This is a genomic window from Corynebacterium sp. LK31 (assembly GCF_014335015.1).
Classification (GTDB): Bacteria; Actinomycetota; Actinomycetes; order Mycobacteriales; family Mycobacteriaceae; genus Corynebacterium; species Corynebacterium jeikeium_D.
This window is the reverse complement of the sequence record NZ_PDGW01000011.1, coordinates 191480-212489: the sequence shown is the minus strand read 5'-3', so window position 1 is coordinate 212489 and position 21010 is coordinate 191480. Positions and strand designations below refer to the sequence as shown.

Sequence of the window (21010 nt, the reverse complement as noted above, 5' to 3'; positions counted from 1 at the left end):
GACTAGCGGCGCTCCTTGATGCGTGCAGCTTTACCGCGCAGGTTGCGCAGGTAGTACAGCTTCGCACGGCGAACGTCGCCCTTGAAGACAACGCGAATCTCGTCGATGTTCGGGGAGTGCACCGGGAAGGTACGCTCAACAGCGATACCGAAGGATACCTTGCGGACGGTGAAGGTCTCGCGGACGCCGCCGCCCTGACGACGGATAACGACGCCCTTGAAGACCTGAATACGCTCGGTCTTACCCTCGACGATCTTTACGTCGACCTCGACGGTGTCACCAGCGCGGAACTCCGGAATGTCGTCGCGCAGGTATGCTGCATCAACCTTGTCAAGAATGTTCATGGAAACTTATTCCTTTACTTTTTGCATAGACAGAGGACCCTGGCGGCGCTTTCCCACAGAGGGACGCTCGGCCGGTTCATGCCCGAAACAGGTAAAGCTGCCTATAAAGACAACCTGGAAATTATTACACACCCCCTGGTCAGAAACCAAACTCATCCATGTTCGGCGGGTCTTGTGGATCTTGTGGGGCCTGGGGGTCTTGCGGTTTAAGAGTATCGGCGTCTTCTCCCCTGCGCGCATCCTCGACCAGCTTCCGCGATTGCTCTATCAGCTCCTGGCGATACTCGTTGTACTCTGCCAACGCCTGCGCCATTCGCAGTCCCCGTTTGTCAAAGGTGTAGCGTCCGTGCCCGGCGAGCGGCCCATCTTCCAGGCTCACCGCCTTTTTGCCCGTGCTTGACGACGTCCACAGTTCCACCCCACCCCGATCACGTGCAACATTCCACAGACCAGCTGTTTTCATGTTGTGGTGCCGGCGGCAGAGGCAGTGGAGGTTCGGCGTTTCCGTTGCCCCGCCCTCCTCTGGGTGCTCTTTGTCGTACGGCTCAATATGGTCAATGTCGCAGAGCTCCGCGGGTACATCACACCCCGGAAAGCGACACGTTCCGTCCCGACCTTTAACGAAGGCTCTCTGACTTTCGGTTGGGGCGTAGCCCTCCGCGGTTTCGTCGGCAAGCATACGAATATGCGTGACCTTATCAATCCACGCCTGCGTAGCTAACTGCGAGATCCAGCCAACGCCGCCAAGCCAGGCGGTGCGGGGGCGCTCCTCTGTGGCAGGACAGTATAGGTTGAGTACAATTTTTGCCTCGGCGGTGCCGCGGATGAGGTGTGTCAAAGCTTCGACTCGGGTGCAGCCAGCTGAGCTGGAGATGGACTCGAGGGTGGTTTTGAATTCGAGAGCGCGGGTCTTTTCCAGCTCCATAAAAACTTCCGCGAAGTTGTCGCTCTCTTCAAAACCAATACTCTCTCCCACTATTTCGCGTTCTCCTGCAGGAAGCAGCGGATCGACATCACCCGGAAGGTTTTTGGGGCGAAGCTGAGGTTCAATTTCTTCGATAACCCGTTGCAGGAATTTATGTAGGCTGCGAACTCCCCGGAGTGCCTCGCCATGCTTTCGGGGAATGACAAAGCGGGCAATTTCTTCTTCAACAGCTGCACGCACCTCTGGATCGTGGAGCGGCGCTGTCGCGCGAGCAATGGTGATCAGATGCGCAAAGGGCAAATGAGCTCGAGCTTTAATAAAGGCACCCAGCCGGGGCATACGCGCTAACTGAATGCCGACCTCCACATACTCGAGCGCCTTACCGCGGGAAATACCCAACTCGGGTGCGATTTCAGCAATGTATGCATCCACATCAATCTCAAGCGACTTCGGCGTGCAACCGCAAGCTATACCCAGTTCCAGGCGATTGCGTTGGATACCCGCCACCGCCAACTGGTTCGTGGATGACTCGTGGAAAAACTGCGGCGCTTCAGGCAGCAGAGCCGCTTGGTAAACATCGGACGGTTGTTTGGCCGGACTATCTTTTTCAGACATTGTTCCCCCAAAGCCCCAACCCCGCTCAGTGTCGAGGACGAGTGAATACCACTAGCTCAACGCCAAGAAGAGAAGCTCAAGCACTTTGTTCTTGATACCCCCATTCTAGCACGCCCGTTCGATTTTACAACCCCTTTAATAAAACTTTTTCGCTTGTATTTTCGAGTGCGATATTGAGTGTGTTATCAAATGTCACGAGGTGCATCTTCTGGCGAAACTCCGCGCACACTAAGACGGCACGCTACAACCGCTCGCTACAACGTCACGCTGATACAGCACACCAATAACGAACGCCGCCGACCGCCGCTGACCGTTGCTACAAAACACCCGCCCCCAACTGCTAGATTGTCTCCATGCAGCAAATTCCACGCTTTGACCCCTGGATTGTTCGGGGAACAATCATCGCCCCGTGCGTTCTGGCCATTGCACAGCTTCTGTGGGTAATTGCCATTTCCGACCGACTACCGGAGCAATTAGCAACGCATTGGAGCGGTACCGACACTCCCGACGGTTTCATGCCGCCGATTCAAAGCACATTGATTATGGCGATCATCGTCATAGCATGTGCGCAGATCGGTTGGCTCGGCGCCAAGACCAGTACGCCGCTTATCGTACGCAAGCCAATTGCAATAACCAACCTCGCTCTCTGCGGCTTCTTAATCGGCGTTGAATTCGCGATTATCATCCCGCAAATCGGCACGACGGACCCTACGACCGCCCGAATCGGCTGGATCTATGCAATAGCCGGCGTCATCATCGGCCTAGTAGCGGCCCTGCTCGTGACGCGCCGCCTCAAGGACTACTCCTCGCTTACCGACGCCACGGTCACCGAGCCGACATCGCCACAGTTACCCCATCGAGAAGGAGACCCGACTCCCATCGACGTCAGTGTGACCATCTCTAAGGGCGTCAAGATCGCCCTCGCAGTCTGGTGCGTGGTGTCTGTAGCGCTCGCAGTGTTCCTGCCAAGCCTCGGCATTGTTTTTCTGCTGTGCACGCCGCTATTCCTCATCGCATATGAAACCGGCATGACACTAGACACGGACCCGAAGACAGATTCCATTACCGTTTTTAACGGCTGTGGACCGCTGAAGATGAAACACCCCATTGAGCTTCGAACCATCAAATATGCGAAGCCCGCCACTTATAACTGGGCCGACGGTGGCGGTATTGGGCTTCGACTTGGCAATGATGGCCGCATCACCGTGGCGGCACGGTCAGGCGAGGCAGTCAAGATTGAGACCTCGGGGTCCGATTACACCATCGCCGTACCGGATGGAATGGCTGCGGCTGTCGCAGGTGAGATCAACAGCCGCATCGACGCTATGCGCTAATAGGCTATGCGCTAATAAATCAAGCGCTAACAGATCAAGCGCTAAAAGCCTGCCCTGCGCAGCGCGTCGGCCATGGAACCGCCGCCTCCACCGCGGTTGGCTCCACCGCGCTTCTTATTCTGGGAACCACGCTTTCGGCCGCCTCCACGACCATCACGGCGACCGCCGTCACGCTTTGGCTTGGCATCCGAGGCGTCGTCGTCAAGCCTGAGCGATAGACCGATGCGATTGCGTTCGACGTCAACGTCGAGAACCTTCACCTTGACCACCTCGCCCGAGCGGACGACCTCGTGCGGGTCGGAGACGAAACCACGAGCCATGTTGGAGACGTGGACGAGGCCGTCCTGGTGGACTCCGACATCGACGAAGGCGCCGAAGGCCGCGACGTTGGTGACGGTGCCCTCGAGAATCATGCCGGGCTGAAGATCGGAGACCTTCTCCACACCTTCCTTGAAGGTGGCGGTGACGAACTCGGGACGCGGATCGCGGCCGGGCTTGTCCAGCTCGGTCAAGATGTCTTGGACTGTGGGAAGTCCGATACCTGCGGACTCGTCGACGAAGTCTGCAGCACGCACCTTGGACAGGACACGGGAGTTGCCGATGAGCTCCTGGACACTAACGCCGGTCGAAGCGGCGATGGCATCGACGACGCGGTAGGACTCCGGGTGCACGGCGGAGGCATCCAGCGGGTTGTTAGCGCCGTGGATGCGAAGGAAGCCGGCGCACTGCTCGAAGGCCTTCGGGCCAAGACGCGGAACCTTCAGCAGCTCCTTGCGGGAGGTGAAAGCGCCGTTTTCGTCTCGGTAAGCGACGATGTTGTCCGCAACAGTCGAGGACACGCCAGCAACGCGACCGAGCAGCGGTGCGGAAGCGGTGTTGACCTCCACACCGACAGCGTTGACGGCATCCTCGACCACGGCATCGAGAGAGTGCTCGAGCTTGGTCTGGGAAACGTCGTGCTGGTACTGGCCGACACCGATGGACTTCGGATCGATTTTGACGAGTTCAGCAAGCGGGTCCTGCAGGCGGCGGGCAATCGATACGGCACCGCGGAGAGATACATCCATGTCCGGGAACTCAGCTGCTGCCAGGGACGATGCGGAGTAGACGGAAGCACCGGCCTCAGAAACCACCACAGGGGTCGGCTTCTTGCCACCGGCCTGAGCTATCAGGTCAGCGATTTCGCGGGCCAGGGTTTCGGTCTCGCGGGAAGCGGTGCCGTTGCCGATGGCCATGAGCTCCACGCGGTGCGTGGCGCAGAGAGTGGCCAGTTGCTCCTTGGCGCCGGACCAGTCATTGCGCGGCTGGTGCGGGTAGACGATGGCAGTGTCGAGCACCTTGCCAGTGGAGTCGACAACGGCGCACTTAACACCATTGCGGTATCCCGGGTCCAGGCCGAGAGTGGCGCGCTGGCCAGCCGGTGCGGCCAGCAGCAGGTCACGCAGGTTACGGGCGAAGACATCCACGGCTTCGGCCTCGGCGCGCTCCTTCAGTCGAGTGCGGGCATCGAGGGCAGCGGACACCTCCAACTTGGTGCGCCAACCGAAACGAACGGCCTGGTCAATCCACTTGGAGGCACCGCCGTCGGGAAGCTCAAAGGCCTCACGAATCATGTGTTCGTAGGTCTCATCCTCACCCGCATCGATGTTGAGAGTCAGGATGCCCTCGGCCTCACCGCGAAGCACGGCCAGTACACGGTGGCTAGGCATGGTGTCCAGAGGTTCGTTGTGCTCGAAGTAGTCACGGTACTTCGCACCCGCAGTCTCCTTGCCCTCCACCACGGCAGCGGCGGCGGAACCGGAGGACCACACCTGCTCACGGACAGAGCCAACCAAATCAGCATCGGTAGCGAAGCGATCGACCAAGATGGCACGGGCACCGGTCAGAGCGTCCTTCGCATCCTTACCAGCTGCCTCGCCGTACTTAGTGGCTAGAGTCTCGGGGTCCGCGGCGGGGTCGGCCAGTAGCTCCTCCACCAGCGGTTCGTACCCGGCCTCACGTGCAATATCGGCCTTGGTCTTGCGCTTCTTCTTGTACGGCAGGTAGAGATCCTCCAACCGCGCCTTAGTGTCGCAGGCGAGGATGGCGGCCTTCAGGTCGTCGTTAAGCTTTCCCTGCTCTTCGATAGCGGCGAGAATCGTTTGCTTGCGCTCTTCTAGTTCGCGCAGGTAGACGACGCGTTCCTCGATGAAACGCAGCTGTGTGTCATCGAGTCCGCCGGTTACTTCCTTGCGATAGCGGGCGATGAAAGGCACGGTGTTGCCTTCGTCGAGAAGCTTGATAGCGGCGGCGACGGCACTTTCGGCAACGTCCGCACCAGTGGCGGCGAGTTCTCGGGCAATTACTGATGAAATCACCCGGGCAACTTTACTATCGTGGAAGTACCAATTGGCGAACGCCCCGCAGAAGGCTCGCAGTAAACACCGGAAAAGGAGCCCCATGAAGCAGAAACTCTGTGCCGAATACCTGCGCATTTCCGATGAGGAGGCAGCGCGGTTAGTTGAGGTCGCAGCACCTGCGGCGACCAGCGACGGCGGCACGGCGGGGCTTGTTACCGACGGCGCGGAGAAGATTATCCTGCAGCACTTCGTCGACGTTCCGGACGAAGATGCCCTGGACATCGACACGGACTGGGAGTCCCTGCTGCGCACGTTGACCGGCAATCCCATCGACGGCCAGGCACTCGGCGACCCGCTGGCGGAGGCCATCCTCGGCGCCGACCGCGTCTGCCGCAAGCCGCTGTCTGCAGTCATCCGCGCCGATCGCGTCGGCGACGTGCACCAGACGCTGGCAAGCATCGATCTTGCCGCCCGCATCACGGACAATGGTTCGCTTATCGACGAAGCCACTGCGACACAGCGGTACCGCGAACTCGTGGCCTTCTACGAGGAGACTAAGGCAGCGCGTAGCGCCGTGCTCGTGGCCATCTCCTAAGAACTAGCAGCGCAACTGCTAAGCCGATAACTCCGGCAATGAGGCCGCCGATGACATCGGTGAGCCAATGCGCCCCGACCCACACGCGCGACAGAGCCACGGCGCCGATAAGCGCGATGATGGCCAGGTCGAGCAGCTTGCGGGCTGTGCGGCGCAATACGGGGATGGCAAGCTGCATCGCGGCCATACCGCTGGAAGTAACCGCTGCCACATGTGCAGAAGGAAACGCCGCGTCATGTAGGTTGACCAGCGAGAACTCCTCACCCGGTCGGTCGCGGTCCAAAAACCACTTCATGGCATAAGTCACCGCAATCGACGAACCGAATGACGCCGGCAGTAGCAACGCCCACGCACGGAAGCGGAACCACAGGAGTGCCGCAGCAACAAGCGTGACCGGCGCGATGTAAATCGGCCGGATAATCTCGCTCAAAGCCAGCATCAAACTATCGACGCGGCCATCCCGCGCCCCATGCAGGTCACTGACCCAGCCCGCAAACGACTGATCCACGCTCCCCGCCAGCTGCGTCTGAGTGAACCACGCCAGTGCACCTAGGACAGCTAACCAACCAATGACATGCCGGGGTCGCGCAATTCGAGCACGTGCCACTAGCGGTTCTCCTCCGTTACTTCTTCAATGACTTCTTTAATTGCTTCTCGGTCACGGGCGCTGAGGTCGACGTCGGCAAGCAAATCGGGGCGGCGCTCGGCCGTGCGGATTAGTGACTGCTCGCGCCGCCAACGGTCCACCAGCGCGTGATTGCCGCTGAGCAGGACATCCGGCACTTCCAGACCACGCCACTCGCGCGGCTTCGTGTACGACGGCCCTTCGAGCAGACCGTCAGAGAACGAGTCCTCCTCGTGGCTCTTGCGATTACCCAGCACACCAGGGATTAACCGCACGACGGACTCGGCGATCACCAGGACCGCCACTTCCCCGCCGATAAGCACATAGTCGCCAATAGAGACCTCACGTACGCGGTAGCGGTTGGCAGCATCGTCAATAACGCGCTGGTCAATGCCCTCGTAGCGCCCGCACGCGAACACAATGTGCTCCTCGTGTGAGAACTCCTGCGCCATCTGCTGCGTAAACGGCTCGCCCGCCGGGGTCGGGACGATCAGCAGGGGCTTCGCTGAATCTTCTTCGCTTAACGACGGCACTTCCGCTGCAGCATAGGAAGATTCCTCGGCCAAACCCAATTTCTGATCATGGCGGACATTGTCCAAATGTGGCACCGCGGACGTGAGCGACTGCTCCGCTTTCAGCGCCGCTACCTCGTCGAGGGCGGGACCCCAGACATCCGGCTTCATAACCATGCCGGGGCCACCGCCGTAGGGTGAGTCATCCACGGCCTGGTGTACACCTGGCGCCCAGTCGCGCAGGTTGTGTACGCCGACGCTCAAAATGCCCTGCTCAATTGCCTTGCCCAGCAACGCATGACGCAGTGGCTCGAGGTACTCCGGGAAGATTGTGACTACATCGAGACGTAAGCTCACAGCTCCAACAGTCCTTCCGGCGGGGTGATGGTGACAGTAGAATTCTCAAGGTCAACTTCCGGAACGATTTCCTCTACCAGAGGGATGAGTACCTCCCGGGCCCCGTCGTCAAGCGTGACTTCAAGGAGACGATGAGCGGGCGCGCGGACGATAGAAGTGACCTCGCCTATATCGGTGCCGTTATGGACTACGCGCAGGCCTTCAAGTTCAAAGTCATAAAAGTCCTCGTCTTCGAAGACGGGCTCGGCATAAAACTTCATACCCCGATGACGCTCGGCCTCATTGCGGCCCGGAATCTCCTCGAAGCGAATCAGCAAACGCCCCTGGTGCGGGCGTGCCGTTTTCACAGTCAGCTGTTCCTCACGGCCGGCCTGTACACCCAACAGCGTGGCCCCGACTGCGAAACGCCCTTCCGGGTCATCCGTTGTCGCATCGACGACGACTTCCCCGCGCACACCGTGGGGCTTGATCACTCGGCCAATAAGCACCATGTCAGCTACCGACACGCGCACACTCCCTCTCTTATAAAGGCTCTGTAAAACACCCCGCGTAAAGCAAAAAGGCGCCACCCAACACTTCGTCTTGAAGTATAAGGTAGCGCCCGGATTAGCTAAGCGGCGTACTCAGCGTCCTTATTACTCGGCGTCCTCGGAAGCCTCGGACTCAGCAGCCTCAGCCTCGGCAGCCTTTGCGGCCTCCTCAGCTTCCTTAGCTGCTTCCTTGGCCTCGCGGCGCTTAGCGGTGATGGCCTCAGCGGACGGGCCATTGTTGGCCTCTTCCAGAGCCTTGTTGAACAGCTCGAGCTTGGTCGGCTTCGGCTCAGCAACCTTCAGAGTGCCCTCTGCACCCTCGAGGCCCTTGAACTTCTGCCAGTCGCCGGTGACCTTCAGCAGAGCCAGAACCGGCTCGGTCGGCTGTGCACCGACGCCCAGCCAGTACTGAACGCGCTCGGAGTCAATCTTGATGATCGACGGCTCTTCCTTCGGCTGGTAGATGCCCAGGTTCTCAATGACCGCACCGTTGCGACGGGTACGAGCATCAGCAACGACGACGCGGTACTGAGCAGTACGAATCTTACCCAGGCGCTGCAGCTTAATCTTGACTGCCATGAGGAGTTCCTCTTTCTTCTATGTCACTGGACAATACTTATGCATCCGAGCTCACGAGTAATTACTAACGAAGTGCCTCGGACCGGTTTTGCCCTTGGGATATTTACACTGCGCGTGACCACCGGGCGGCCGTGGCCGGATCCGATGAATTCGCAGTCGTGCCTCAGCTGAGGATTCTCATTGAGACAACTCGAGGTATGTTACCAGCAGTTTTTGGAAATTAACAAAACTGCGCACTCGAAACGCTGCATACCCACTAATGCTGAACGTCGTTGACAGTGCGGTAACGTAACATTCTATGAAAACCACCGGCACCCAATATAGGTATGACTTGGACGGACTACGGGGCATTTCGATTGCCCTCGTAGTCCTTTTCCACGTTTACGTCGGCCGCGTTTCCGGTGGTGTGGACGTATTCCTCTTGCTCTCCGGGTTTTTCTTCTTCGGCGCGCAGTACCGCAATGCCATCAACCCCAGGCAGTCCATCAATCCGTGGTGGAGTATCTGGCGGACGCTGCGTCGCCTAATCCCGACACTGGTGCTGGTCCTCTTCGCGACAACCCTGTTTGTCATTTACTTCATTCCATCGCTTCGCACCATCGACATTGCCCAGCAACTCCGCGCCAGCCTGCTCTACTACCAAAATTATGAACTGGCACTCCAGGGCTCGGACTACGCTGCCGCAGAGAGCGAAACTTCCCCACTGCAGCACCTGTGGTCAATGTCGGTGCAGGGCCAGTTTTATCTCGGCTCCATTTTGCTCATCTCCCTACTCGCCTGGATGACGCGCTCACCCCAGATTGTCGGCGCGGTTACCTCACCGGTGGAGGCGAAGCGCACCGACGCTACCGGCGGTAAACTCCGCCGAATCCTCACCCCTTTGCTGGCAGTTATCACTCTCGGCTCGCTTGCCTATGCCTTCTATATGCACTCCGAAAACCAGGGCTGGAACTACTACTCCACTGTCAGCCGCCTCTGGGAGCTCTGCCTCGGCGCACTACTCGGACTGATTCTTGTCCGGGGCTCCATCCCCATGCCCAAGCCACTTCGAGTGCTGTTAGCCAGCATCGGCCTCGCACTGGTAGTCTCCACCGGTTTCATCTTCGACGGCGCCGCACAGTTCCCAGGCCCTTGGACCCTATGGCCCCTCGGTGGTGCTGCGCTGATTATTATCGCCGGCCCTGAGGCGGGCTGGATCTCCAAGTTCCTGGCCAGCCGCCCAATGCGCGAAGTAGGCCAGAGCGCCTACGCGCTCTACCTGTGGCACTGGCCTCTTCTCATCCTGGCCATAAACTACCTCAACCGCGATACTCCGGGGCTGAAACTTGGCACCACAGTGATCGTCGTTTCCTTTATTTTGGCCAAACTCACCAACAAGTATGTCGAGCTGCCGCTGGCTCAATCGACTCGCCGACCGACCCGGACTCAGCCCGTCGTTGGCGATGCAATCCACGCAATGAAGCATCGTCGCCCGGCTCGTCGTCTAGCGGCAGTCGGCACTGTTGTCGTCATTGCGTTGGTCGGCATGTCCAGCCTTGTCAACGTGCAACAGGTGCGCGTCGATCGCGCCTCCGCCACCAGCCTAGATCCAGAGGTCTATCCAGGTGCACTCGCGCTTACCGACGGGTACGAGGTCCCCAAGGCAGCCACAAAGCCGAATACCGATTTCATCACGGACCTTTGGCCGGAACCTGCCCTCGATGGCTGCCTTGCGACAGGCGGTGAGGACGTCGGATACTTCCCGCCGAATCGCCGTTGGCGCGATGAGACCCAGCCGTGTGTCTACGGTGATCCAGATGCTAGTGAATCGATTGTCATCGTCGGCGGCTCGCACATGGAACATTGGTTTGCCCCGATTGATGCCTACGGCAAAAACAACGGGTACCGAGTGGTGGTTCTTCTCCGACAAGGCTGTCCAGCGACCTTAGAACCGATCCACGGAGTCGGCGATATCTGCGTGGCCTGGACTTTCGAGGCTCTGCAGAAAATTGACGAGATTCAGCCAAAGATGGTTTTCACCACTTCAACCAGACCCTTGTTCCAGGCGGACCCACCGCAGCCGGGCGACTACACACCGGATGGTTACGTTTCGTTTTTCGCTGCTCTACAAGAACGCGGAATTGATTTCTTCGCCATCCGCGATAACCCATGGGCGCTACGGGAGGACTTGGACCAATTCTCCCCCAGCGTATGCGAAGAAGCGGAAGAAGACTGCACTATCCACCGCAAAACTGCCCTAAATGCAGAAAATCCCGCTGAGGAGATTCTTGCGAACTTCCCCAACGGGCACAGTCTAGATTTCTCCGACATCTTCTGCGGTCCGACCACCTGCCGTAAAGTTATTGGCAATATCTACGTCTACCGCGACAGCAATCACATCACCGATGAACTAGCGGCCACTTTCAGTCCTGAAATGGACCGCCAGATTCAGAAGGCTCTGCGGGACTAGCTACTTCTAGTCCCCGCTACTTCTTGCCCTGTCCGAAGTCGAGATTGTTGAGGTCAAAGTCCTCCATACCTTCTGGCAGCTGATTACCCATCTGCTTCTGCAGCTTCTGCAGTTCAGCCATGCTAGGCATACCCGGCATGCCCTGCATACCTGGCATTCCAGGCATACCGGGCATTCCGCCACCGCGCATTGCCTTCGGCGGCGTTGGACCACGGTTAGCGCCCTTGCGCTTATTCTTGCCCTTGCCCTTTCGACCACGCTTGGCCTTGCGGTTCGATGGGCGACCACCGCCCATACCAAATCGGCCGGCCATCTGCGCCATCATCTTCCGCGCCTCATTGAAACGCTCGATGAGCTGGTTAACCTCTGAAACGGACACACCGGAACCGTTGGCGATACGACGACGTCGTGAAGCATTCAAAATCTTCGGATTCTCGCGCTCTTCCGGAGTCATACCGCGGATAATCGCCTCGATGCGGTCAAGCTGCTTTTCGTCGACCATTTCCGCGGCCTTGGACATTTCCGCGCCGCCGGGGAGCATCTTGAGGATGTTGCCGATTGGGCCCATCTTGCGGACCATCATCATCTGCTCGAGGAAGTCCTCGAGAGTCAGCTCGCCGGAACCAATCTTCTGGGCGGACTTGGCAGCCTGCTCATGATCGATTTCCTTGGAAGCGACCTCAACCAACGTCTTCAGGTCACCCATGCCCAGGATGCGGCTGGCCATACGGTCTGGGTGGAAGACGTCAAAGTCCTCCAACTTCTCGCCCGTGGAGGCGAACAGAATCGGCTTACCGGTGACCTCACGGATAGACAGTGCAGCGCCACCGCGCGCGTCGCCATCGAGCTTGGTCAGTACAACGCCGGTGAAGTCAACGCCGTCTCGGAAGGCCTTGGCGGTCTCTACCGCATCCTGACCAATCATGGAGTCGATGACAAACAGAACTTCATGCGGGTTGATGGCATCGCGAATGTCGCGAGCCTGCTTCATCAGAACCTCATCGATACCCAGGCGACCTGCGGTATCGATAATCACCACATCGTGGCGATGCTGGCGAGCATAAGCGAGGCCACGGAACGCGGCGTCAACTGGGTTGTCCTCGCTGGTGCCCATTTCATGGGTGGAATCGAGGCTGGTGCCCGGGAACGGTGCGAAGCACGGCACGCCTGCACGCTCAGCGACAATTTCCAGCTGCTGCACCGCACCTGGACGCTGCAGGTCACAGGCGACGAGGACCGGGGTGTGCCCCTGATCCGTGAGGTACCTGGCCAATTTACCGGCCAAGGTGGTCTTACCAGCGCCCTGCAGACCGGCCAGCATGATAACTGTTGGTGGCTGCTTCGACATACTCAGCCGTCGAGTCTCGCCACCGAGGATGTTAATCAGTTCCTCATTGACGACCTCAATAATCTGGTTTGCCGGGTTGACAGTCTGGCTGCCAATAATTTCGTTAGCGCGTTCCTTGATGCGCTTGATGAAGGTACGGACAACCTCGAGGGAGACATCGGCTTCCAGAAGAGCCAGCCGAATCTCGCGGGCGGTGGCGTTAATATCCGCCTCAGTCAGGCGGCCCTTCCCGCCCAGCCCCCGCAGGGCACCCGTCAAACGATCGGAAAGAGACTCAAACAAGTTTCCAGCTCCCCTTTTGCCTTGTTTTTTCTTAACTGTTCTACCGTACCCGCTGGATACTCCATTTGGCACATATCTACAGCTTCGCCTATCGACAACGATTGCAGCCCACCCACCCTAAATGCCCCGATTCGGGTGTAACCAATAGGAAGTAAAAAATAGCAATAGGATGAAGCTCTTTTATTCTCAAGGACGTTAGATTACTGTTCGTTATTTTAACGTGACAATTAAACGAGCCTCCAGATATGAATGCCCTACTGCATAAAGAACGTTTATCCAACCCAGTTACCACCAGCTAGGTAACAGAAAGATAACGCCAGTGGCTAGCTTTTGCTAAGGCCACCCTTAGTAAGAACCTCCCCCGGAATGGTGTAAGCCAAATAGCAAACCGGCGGCATTGCAGCAGGTCAAAGCACGCCACTGCGCACCTGATGTTATTCCTATAACTACCTCCAATACCGTTCATATATCAACCAGTTTATGGTTAATCATGAACCTAGTTAACCGCAGTTGGCCTGGTTTTGTTTTCCGCCGTGCACGATGAGGGATGAACGGCGAAATCATATTCATTGGTCTCTGACCGTTTGACTCCTTGAGAGGTTTTCATGAAGAAGTTCACCACGGCTATCGCCGCCGCTGCCTTCTCCGCGAGCATGATTGCAAGCGCAGGCACCGCTACTGCACAGATTCCGGACTCAATGCCGACCGAGTGCCCCGCCGGCCAGCACTTTGAGAACGTCGGAGGCACTTTCCAGTGCGTCGCAGACCAGCCTGAGCAGGATTCCACTGACGGAATTCCGGCCCCAATGCCGGACAAGTGCCCAGACGGCCAGCACTTTGAGAACGTCGGCGGAACCTTCCAGTGCGTCGCGGACCAGGAGGCCCCTAAGCCCGAAACACCGGGCGACAATGAGTCCCAGCCGGGCGACCTGGGAAACCCAGGCATTTCTGATAAGCAGTGCCCGGAGGGCGAGCACTTCGACATGAGCAAGCCAGTCCCAGGCAACCCGAACGTCTTCGGTGTCTGCGTCAAGGACGAGGCGAAGCCGGACACTGACAAACCAGGCGCGGACAAGCCGGACGCTGACAAGCCAGGCAAGGACGACGAGAAGCCGGGTAAGCCGGGTAAGGACGGCAAAGACGGCAAGGACGGTAAGCCAGGCAAGGACGGCAAGGACGGTAAGGACGGTAAGCCAGGCAAGGACGGTAAGCCGGGCAAGGATAGCAAGGACGGTAAGCCAGGCAAGGACGGTAAGCCGGGCAAGGACGGCAAGGATGTCAAGGTAAACGTTGACATCAAGATCTCTGCTGAGTGCAAGAACGAAAACAAGTGCACGAAGGAAGAGAAGAAGGCCAAGGAAAAGGCCGAGAAGAAGGCTTCCGAGTCCAAGAAGACGACCTCTTCCGAGAATGTAAAGAAGGTTTCGGACTCCAAGAAGTCTGAGCAGAATACCTCGGAGTCCAAGAAGGCTTCTTCGACTCAGAGCACTGGCCTGGCAGCCACCGGCGTTGACGCCACCACCCTGGGCGGAGCCGCTCTGGTTCTCCTTGTCGGCGGTGTCGCCGCTACCCGCATCGCCCGCAAGAACCGCTAAGAAGCTTGGGGTTCTACCCCGGTAACGAAACATAAAATGCTCCTGATGCCTATTTAGCATCGGGAGCATTTTTGTGCGCCATACCTCCGAAAAGTCATAGCTCCTATAGCCCGAAGCATAAAACCTCACAGGCACCGATTTTTTACCGAACCTCTACGCCCCATCCACCTTTCACCACCCGACACAATCAGGTACCACGCTTCGCTAGCGAAGACAGAAAAGCCCCCTACCGAGTCGACAGTGACTGGTTCTATAAACGCCCTACCCACAACGGGTGTACACACTCAGCGTTGTAAATATAAGTTCCCACTTCCCCTTACTGGGGTTTGGACAAGTCAACAATTTCTCTTTACCCCCCCCCTTCCCAAACCCATACCACCAAAGACTGTAATTAGTTATTCGAATCAAAAGTGTGAACAGTGTTCCCCCTTAAGTCCTTTGATTGCAGGGCTTTCCTATAGACATTGTGAGGTTTCCAAATGAAGAAGCTCTCTTCGACCATGGTGGCCGCTGCCGCTTCAGCCGGCATGCTCATCGGCGTTGGCGCCGCCACCGCACAGATTCCTGACCCCGCCCCGTCGGAATGCCCCGCCGGTCAACATTTTGAAAATGTTGGCGGTACTTTCCAGTGTGTAGATGACGCTGCAAATCCGGATCCAGGAGGTTCATCGAACGATGGCATTCCACCGGGCGTTGAGGACACCCAGACCTGTCCCGACGGTTCCCCGCGTGACATGAGTAAGATTGACCCGGCAACCGGGGCTTACGGTGCTTGTGGCACTTCAGATGATTCCGGCCCAACTCCGGAGCCTGATGAAGATGCCCCAGAAAATGACGGAATTCCGCCGGGAGTTGATGACACCGCAACGTGCCCCGACGGTTCCCCGCGTGATATGAGCAAGATCGACCCGGCAACCGGAGTCTACGGCTACTGTCCGACCTCCGATGACGAAACTCCGGGCGACGATGAGAACCCAGGCGATGACGCTCCGGGCGACGATGAAAACCCAGGTGACGAACAGCCCGGGGAGGACGAGAATCCTGGGGAGGAAAAACCAGGCGACAAGCCCGACAACCCTAAGAATGACGGTAAGAAAACCGGGACCAAGAACACTGGGCTAGCAGTCACTGGTGTTCAGGCGACTGCCCTCGGCGGTGCCGCTCTTGCACTCTTGGTCGGTGGCGTGGCAGCTACCCGCCTCGCACGCAAGAATTCTAAGGATTCCTAGCACAACTCTCCGCTAGATTCCTAGCACCTCAACATTAAAGGCCCCGGAGCCCCGCGTATCCTCTACAGAAATCTACGCGGTGGCTCCGAGGCCTTTATTTTTGCCGGGGGCAACGGGCGACGCTGTACTCACCAATCGATGGAAAATTCACTCATCGATGTTAGTTACTATTTGCGGCCGCCGAGCAGTGCGTCTACGAAGCTCTCCGGCTCAAACGGCGCCAGGTGGTCAGCACCTTCACCAAGGCCAACCAACTTCACCGGCACACCGAGCTCGTTTTGCACCTGGAATACAATGCCGCCCTTCGCGGTACCGTCCAGCTTGGTCAGGGCAACGCCGGTGATGTCTACTACATCCCGGAACGTACGAGCTTGCAGTAGACCATTTTGGCCAACCGTCGCGTCCAAAACCAGGATGACTTCGTCAACCTGAGCCTTCTTCTCCACCACGCGCTTAATCTTGTCCAGTTGGTCCATCAGACCGACCTTGGTGTGCAGGCGGCCGGCGGTGTCGATGAGCACCACATCAGCGCCGGACTCGATACCGTGAGCAACTGCCTCAAATGCAATAGAAGCAGGATCGGCGCCTTCAGCGCCGCGAACGGTCTCCGCGCCAACGCGTCGCCCCCAGGTCTCCAGCTGGTCGGCTGCAGCAGCACGGAAGGTATCCGCTGCGCCGAGAACAACACGGTGGCCACCGGCGACCAGTACACGAGCCAGCTTGCCCGTCGTCGTGGTCTTACCTGTGCCGTTGACACCGACTACCAGAATCACTGCGGGCTTGCCCTCGTGCGGAAGTGCGCGGATGGAGCGGTCCATCTCAGGCTTGCACTCCTCAATCAACACCTCACGCAGCAGGGCGCGCACTTGCTCTTCCGTGCTCACCTTCTGGCTGGCAATACGCTCGCGCAGCTTATCGACGACACGCTGCGTCGCAGCCGCACCGAGGTCAGCCATAACCAGGATGTCTTCAACCTCTTCCCACGCGTCCTCATCAAGGTCACCCGCGCCCAAGATGCCGAGCACAGACTGGCCAATTGCATTCTGCGACCGTGACAGACGACCGCGCAGGCGGCCCAGACGTCCCTCAGCCGGGTCGATGGAGTCAATCTGCTGTTCTGCTTCTGGCTCTGGCGTCGGCTCCGGCGCAGCTTCCGGCTCCGGCTCTGGCGTCGGTTCTGGTTCGGGAGTCGGCTCCGGCTCCAGCTCCGGTTCAGGAGCAGGAACTACCTCTACCTCAGGCTCTGCTTCGGGCTCTGGTTGTGGTTCCGGCTCGGGCTCTGATTCCTCTTCCCCGGCCGTTGGCAAATCGATTGGGATTTCCCGCATTACGCGGTCATAATCCCCCTCCATTTCGGTGGGGTTATCCGGAATAACCAGTCGACCTTCTGGTTTCAGCAGTGAACCGTCCGGCTGATCGGCAGGTATATCAGCCTGCTTTTCCTCTGGCTCCGGGGCCTGCTTTTCAATCGGCTTTTCCGCCGGTTTCGGCATCGGTTTTTCAACCGGCTGCTTCTCGCGGGTATCAGTCCCACCACCGGCCGGAGCGAAGTTAAAACCACTAGTGGCCTGGTAATTTCCAGACTTCTCCTGCTGGGTGAGTTCCTTAGTATCTTCCTTCGCAAAGGAAATGCGCTGGTTCTTCCTGCGGACATAGCCCACAACAAAGAGCAGCGCGATAATAACGACAATCGCGACGACAAGGAGTATCCACTGAGTTGGAGTCATAACTCTCATTATGCAGTATCAACGACTCTTCCTCACTTACTCCGCGCTTACTCCGCTCCTGTCGACGGAGTTGCGGATGCCGGTGACATTCGCTGCGAGATTACTCGAGTCACACCATCGCCCCGCATGGTCACGCCGTAGAGCACATTCGCAACGTCCATTGTTGGCTTCTGGTGCGTAATGACAATCAGCTGACTGGTCGCGCGGAGTTCCTCGAGCAGCGCAATAAGGCGACGCAGGTTAACGTCGTCAAGCGCGGCTTCCACCTCGTCGAGTACGTAAAAGGGACTCGGGCGCGCGCGGAAAATAGCGACGAGCATTGCCAGCGCCGTCAGCGACTTCTCGCCGCCGGAGAGCAACGACAGCCGCTTAACCTTTTTGCCCGGCGGGCGGGCTTCAACCTCGATACCTGTCGTGAGCAGGTTGTCCGGCTCGGTGAGAACCAGTCGTCCGTCGCCGCCCGGGAAAAGCGTTTGAAAGACTGCGGGGAATTCTGCCTCGACATCGTTCCACGCGTCTGTGAAGAGCTGCAGGATCGTGGCATCGACTTCCTCGACAACATCGGTGAGGTCCTGGCGGGCCTTGAGGACATCATCGAGCTGCGTGGATAGGAAAGAGTAGCGCTCCTCCATCGCCTTATACTCCTCCAGCGCCAACGGGTTGACGCGGCCGAGCACACGCAGATCCTTCTCCGCCTGTTTGAGCTGCTTCGTCACGGCTGCGCGGTCGAAGTTCTCATCAGGAGCAAAGTCCGCGAGCAGGTCATCGACAGACAGCCCCAACTGGTCGACGATGCGCTCTGCAGCCTCGGTCACGCGGACCTGCGCCTGCGCACGGGCGATGTCGCCCTGGTGCGCGGAATCCGTTAGCTGTGCCAGCTCACGTTGCGCCGTATTTGCCTCCGTCCGGGCCGCTGATAGTGCCTGCGACACCGTCTTCTTCTGCGCCTCGGCATCGTCGCGATCGGCCTCTGCCCGCGCCAACGACACGTTGACCTTCGCATGCAAATCCTCAGCCAGCTCCGCGACGACTTCTGCCAATTCGCGCTGGGCAACCTTCGCCATCTGCGCCTGCTCATGGCGGGCCTTCGCTACGCGCTCCGATGCAGCCTGGCGACGGAGCCGCTCGGCCTTGCCTCGTACACTCGACAGTCGCTCCTCTGCCGTACGCAGCGACAGACGCGCCTCTGTTTCCATGGCGCGCACAGCCGTCAGCGCCTCCGAGGCACGGTCACGTTCGCTTGTCGACGGTTCCCCCTCCTCGGGGTCACGGTCAACGCGAGCTAAGCGGTCTGCGACCTCCGCCAACTCCTTCTGGAGCTTCGTTACTCGGTCCGCGGCTTCGGCTCCGCGCTGCTCAGCGCGTTCGGCATCATGCACCACGCCGGACAGCTGCGCTGTGGCCCGAGTTCGGGCATCCGTGAGGACCTTCATACGACTCTGATGTTCACGCAGCGCAGCACGGGCGGCCGCCGCGTCCGTGCGGCGGTCCTCTTCTTCGGCCTGTGCACCGGAGAGCACACCACCGAGGTCACTCAAACGCACCTGTGCTTCTGCTAGTTCTTCGCGAGTCTTAGCAATGTCGGCGGCGATTTCCACACCTGATGCAGTGCCACCAGCACCGCCAGCTACCCAACCGGAGCCACGCAGCACACCATCGCGGTCAACAACGCGCAGTCGAGTATCCTGGGTCACCAGCTCACGGGCGACGTGCTCGTCGTCGCAGGCCACGATGTCAACGAGCAGAGAGGTCAACGAACCTGAAAGCTCCGCGGGCACTGTCACATGATCGAGCAGCCAGGATGCCTGTGCGGGTAGAGTGATGTCCAAGCGCCAGGAGTCGGATGCATCCGCAGAATTGATAACGACGGCACTACCCTTGCCCGCGGCCACAAGCTCGTCGATAAGCGAATCTCCACTGCCCTCGCTGACCAGTGCTTCGGCGGCCGCGCCGAGGGCGGCAGTGAGCGCTTTTTCCCAGCCAGCGTCGACATCGATGACTTCAGAGAGAACGCCGAGCTCGTGCTTTTCACGTAGCCACGCGGTGCCGTCGTTGGCAGCGGCGGTGCGGGCGGTCTCCAGAGCTTCGATGCGGGCGGAAAGACCTGAGACGCTGCGCTCGAGGTCGCGCTCGTCAGCGCGGAGTTCTTTCAACCGTGTAGAGGCCAGCTCTGCTTCCCGGTTGGCCTGTTCATAAGCACTCTGCAGCTCGGGACCTTCGAATTCTGCCTCGGCTAGCTCCTGCGCGGCGTTTTCCACAGCTTCAGTGGCATCGGCACGGCGTTCGTCGGCCTCATTGGTTTGCTCGGCAAGGCGTGCAGCTTCGGCCTCGGCGGCTTCCAAGCGGGTGCGCAGAGATTCTTCTGCGGAAATGAGACGAACCACGCCTTCGCGACGGTCGGCGATTGCGCGAACGGCCGCGAGGTGCTCCGCTTCGGCTTCGCGGAAAGTCTCCTCGGCGTCGAAGAGCGTTCCGCGGATTTCCTCCAGTTTTTCACGGGCCTCTGCCTCAGCCTCAGCGAGCGTGGCCTCTTCGGTGGCGGCATCGTCGGCACGCTGCTCCAGGAAGTCCGGGTCTGGGCCTACCCACGGAGCGACGGAGTGGTCGGCCGCACGATCGGCGGCGATGCGGGCCGTCGCTTGAATACGCTCACCGAGTGCGGAGAGACGGAACCAAAGGTCACGGGCAGCATCGGCAGCTGGAGTGATGTCCTCCAGTTCGGCTTCGAGTTCTGCAGTGCGCTCAGCGGCAATCTCGGCTCGCTCCGTGGCGGCCTCCACCTTTTCCTCAATGAGCTTGGCTTGACCAGCAATGTCATTGAGGCTGTCCTGCAAATCCACGAAGTCCGCGGCAGCCAAACGCAACTTGGCGTCGCGCAGGTCTGCCTGCACAGTCTGGGCGCGAGAGGCGGCCTCAGCCTGACGCTTCAGCGGTTTGAGCTGACGGGAAAGCTCACCTGTCAGATCCTGCAGACGGTCGAGGTTAGCCTGCATCGACTGGAGTTTGCGCTGCGCTTTCTCCTTGCGGCGGCGGTGCTTGAGCACACCCGCTGCTTCTTCGATAAACGCACGACGCTCCTCTGGCCGCGACTCCAGAATCTGCGAAAGCCGGCCCTGGCCGACGATGATGTGCATCTCGCGGCCAATGCCGGTGTCGCTGAGGAGTTCCTGTACGTCCATGAGGCGGACGCGAGAACCGTTGATTTCGTACTCACTTGCGCCGTCGCGGTACATGCGACGCGTGACAGAGACTTCCTTATATTGAATGGGAAGTGCCCCATCGGAATTGTCGATGGTAAGAGTGACCTCCGCGCGCCCCAAGGGCTTTCGCCCGGAGGTTCCCGCGAAGATGACATCTTCCATTTTGCCGCCGCGAAGGGTCTTGGCGGAGTGCTCGCCCATGACCCACGCGAGTGCATCGACGACATTCGACTTTCCGGATCCGTTCGGGCCGACAACTGCGCAGATGCCGGGCTCAAATTTCATCGTCGTCGCCGAAGCGAAGGATTTAAAGCCCTTCAGAGTCAGCGATTTCAAATACATGGAGCAATATCTTACCCGTAGTTACGGTTTGGAGCTGAATTACCCCAAGCACGCCCCCTGTTACACAAAATTGTTTACACGGC

The 21010-nt window shown here is 59.0% G+C and carries 15 protein-coding genes; 5 read left to right on the top strand and 10 right to left on the bottom strand.

Annotated features, from left to right (window positions below; translation table 11 throughout):
* Nucleotides 1–2: 2 nt before the first annotated feature.
* Nucleotides 3–344, bottom strand: coding sequence for a 50S ribosomal protein L19 (rplS, locus tag CRD18_RS03200; RefSeq protein WP_048761860.1), 342 nt, complete (start codon nt 342–344; stop codon nt 3–5).
* A gap of 139 nt (nt 345–483) precedes the next feature.
* Nucleotides 484–1884 (bottom strand): HNH endonuclease signature motif containing protein, encoded by a 1401-nt coding sequence (locus tag CRD18_RS03195; protein WP_070862863.1) that lies wholly within the window; start codon nt 1882–1884, stop codon nt 484–486.
* Nucleotides 1885–2237: 353 nt separating this feature from the next.
* Between CRD18_RS03195 and CRD18_RS03190 the strand changes: the two genes are divergently transcribed.
* On the top strand, nt 2238–3218 hold the full coding sequence (locus CRD18_RS03190; protein WP_187406509.1) for a DUF1648 domain-containing protein: 981 nt from the start codon (nt 2238–2240) through the stop codon (nt 3216–3218).
* Between the two features lie 41 nt (nt 3219–3259).
* Here the strand turns inward: CRD18_RS03190 and CRD18_RS03185 are convergent, their stop codons facing one another.
* The gene (locus CRD18_RS03185) at nt 3260–5575 is read right to left on the bottom strand and encodes a Tex family protein (RefSeq protein WP_187406508.1); all 2316 of its coding nucleotides are present in this window, start codon (nt 5573–5575) and stop codon (nt 3260–3262) included.
* A gap of 82 nt (nt 5576–5657) precedes the next feature.
* Here CRD18_RS03185 and CRD18_RS03180 point away from each other — a divergent pair, with 82 nt between their 5' ends.
* The gene (locus CRD18_RS03180) at nt 5658–6152 is read left to right on the top strand and encodes a DUF1877 family protein (RefSeq protein ID WP_049171521.1); all 495 of its coding nucleotides are present in this window, start codon (nt 5658–5660) and stop codon (nt 6150–6152) included.
* On the opposite strand, the gene CRD18_RS03175 is transcribed toward CRD18_RS03180, so the two are convergent.
* The 4 genes from CRD18_RS03175 to rpsP form a co-directional block, all read right to left on the bottom strand.
* A complete protein-coding gene (locus CRD18_RS03175) occupies nt 6112–6759 on the bottom strand; it encodes a phosphatase PAP2 family protein (RefSeq protein WP_150963187.1) in 648 nt (215 codons plus the stop codon). The two genes, CRD18_RS03180 and CRD18_RS03175, sit on opposite strands and share 41 nt — an antisense overlap.
* A complete protein-coding gene (trmD, locus tag CRD18_RS03170) occupies nt 6759–7646 on the bottom strand; it encodes a tRNA (guanosine(37)-N1)-methyltransferase TrmD (protein ID WP_070605002.1) in 888 nt (295 codons plus the stop codon). Before trmD ends, CRD18_RS03175 begins: the two co-directional genes overlap by 1 nt.
* Entirely contained in the window at nt 7643–8137 is a 495-nt protein-coding gene (gene rimM / locus CRD18_RS03165; protein ID WP_070652970.1) for a ribosome maturation factor RimM, read from the bottom strand. Before rimM ends, trmD begins: the two co-directional genes overlap by 4 nt.
* A 144-nt stretch (nt 8138–8281) precedes the next feature.
* A complete protein-coding gene (rpsP, locus tag CRD18_RS03160; RefSeq protein ID WP_070652935.1) occupies nt 8282–8755 on the bottom strand; it encodes a 30S ribosomal protein S16 in 474 nt (157 codons plus the stop codon).
* A 298-nt stretch (nt 8756–9053) separates the two neighbouring features.
* Here rpsP and CRD18_RS03155 point away from each other — a divergent pair, with 298 nt between their 5' ends.
* Nucleotides 9054–11204: an acyltransferase family protein gene (locus CRD18_RS03155; protein WP_070652934.1), complete on the top strand. Its 2151-nt coding sequence runs from the start codon at nt 9054–9056 to the stop codon at nt 11202–11204.
* 16 nt (nt 11205–11220) lie between these two features.
* Here the strand turns inward: CRD18_RS03155 and ffh are convergent, their stop codons facing one another.
* The gene (ffh, locus tag CRD18_RS03150) at nt 11221–12834 is read right to left on the bottom strand and encodes a signal recognition particle protein (protein ID WP_070652933.1); all 1614 of its coding nucleotides are present in this window, start codon (nt 12832–12834) and stop codon (nt 11221–11223) included.
* A 605-nt stretch (nt 12835–13439) separates the two neighbouring features.
* Here ffh and CRD18_RS03145 point away from each other — a divergent pair.
* Complete coding sequence (locus tag CRD18_RS03145) at nt 13440–14429, top strand: hypothetical protein (protein ID WP_187406507.1); 990 nt, start codon at nt 13440–13442, stop codon at nt 14427–14429.
* Between the two features lie 479 nt (nt 14430–14908).
* On the top strand, nt 14909–15658 hold the full coding sequence (locus tag CRD18_RS03140; RefSeq protein WP_070652931.1) for an intestinal mucin: 750 nt from the start codon (nt 14909–14911) through the stop codon (nt 15656–15658).
* Nucleotides 15659–15825: 167 nt separating this feature from the next.
* Here the strand turns inward: CRD18_RS03140 and ftsY are convergent, their stop codons facing one another.
* Both ftsY and smc read right to left on the bottom strand, forming a co-directional pair.
* Nucleotides 15826–17385, bottom strand: a complete 1560-nt coding sequence (gene ftsY / locus CRD18_RS03135) for a signal recognition particle-docking protein FtsY (RefSeq protein ID WP_049171536.1) — start codon at nt 17383–17385, stop codon at nt 15826–15828.
* 47 nt (nt 17386–17432) lie between these two features.
* A complete protein-coding gene (gene smc, locus CRD18_RS03130; RefSeq protein WP_070652930.1) occupies nt 17433–20927 on the bottom strand; it encodes a chromosome segregation protein SMC in 3495 nt (1164 codons plus the stop codon).
* Between the last annotated feature and the right edge of the window lie 83 nt (nt 20928–21010).

Coding starts and splice junctions, on each gene's coding strand:
- rpsP (WP_070652935.1), bottom strand. CDS start 8,755: ATGGCAGTCAAGATTAAGCTGCAGCGCCTGGGTAAGATTCGTACTGCT.
- CRD18_RS03145 (WP_187406507.1), top strand. CDS start 13,440: ATGAAGAAGTTCACCACGGCTATCGCCGCCGCTGCCTTCTCCGCGAGC.
- CRD18_RS03155 (WP_070652934.1), top strand. CDS start 9,054: ATGAAAACCACCGGCACCCAATATAGGTATGACTTGGACGGACTACGG.
- CRD18_RS03140 (WP_070652931.1), top strand. CDS start 14,909: ATGAAGAAGCTCTCTTCGACCATGGTGGCCGCTGCCGCTTCAGCCGGC.
- rimM (WP_070652970.1), bottom strand. CDS start 8,137: ATGGTGCTTATTGGCCGAGTGATCAAGCCCCACGGTGTGCGCGGGGAA.
- CRD18_RS03180 (WP_049171521.1), top strand. CDS start 5,658: ATGAAGCAGAAACTCTGTGCCGAATACCTGCGCATTTCCGATGAGGAG.
- CRD18_RS03190 (WP_187406509.1), top strand. CDS start 2,238: ATGCAGCAAATTCCACGCTTTGACCCCTGGATTGTTCGGGGAACAATC.
- CRD18_RS03195 (WP_070862863.1), bottom strand. CDS start 1,884: ATGTCTGAAAAAGATAGTCCGGCCAAACAACCGTCCGATGTTTACCAA.
- ftsY (WP_049171536.1), bottom strand. CDS start 17,385: ATGACTCCAACTCAGTGGATACTCCTTGTCGTCGCGATTGTCGTTATT.
- rplS (WP_048761860.1), bottom strand. CDS start 344: ATGAACATTCTTGACAAGGTTGATGCAGCATACCTGCGCGACGACATT.
- smc (WP_070652930.1), bottom strand. CDS start 20,927: ATGTATTTGAAATCGCTGACTCTGAAGGGCTTTAAATCCTTCGCTTCG.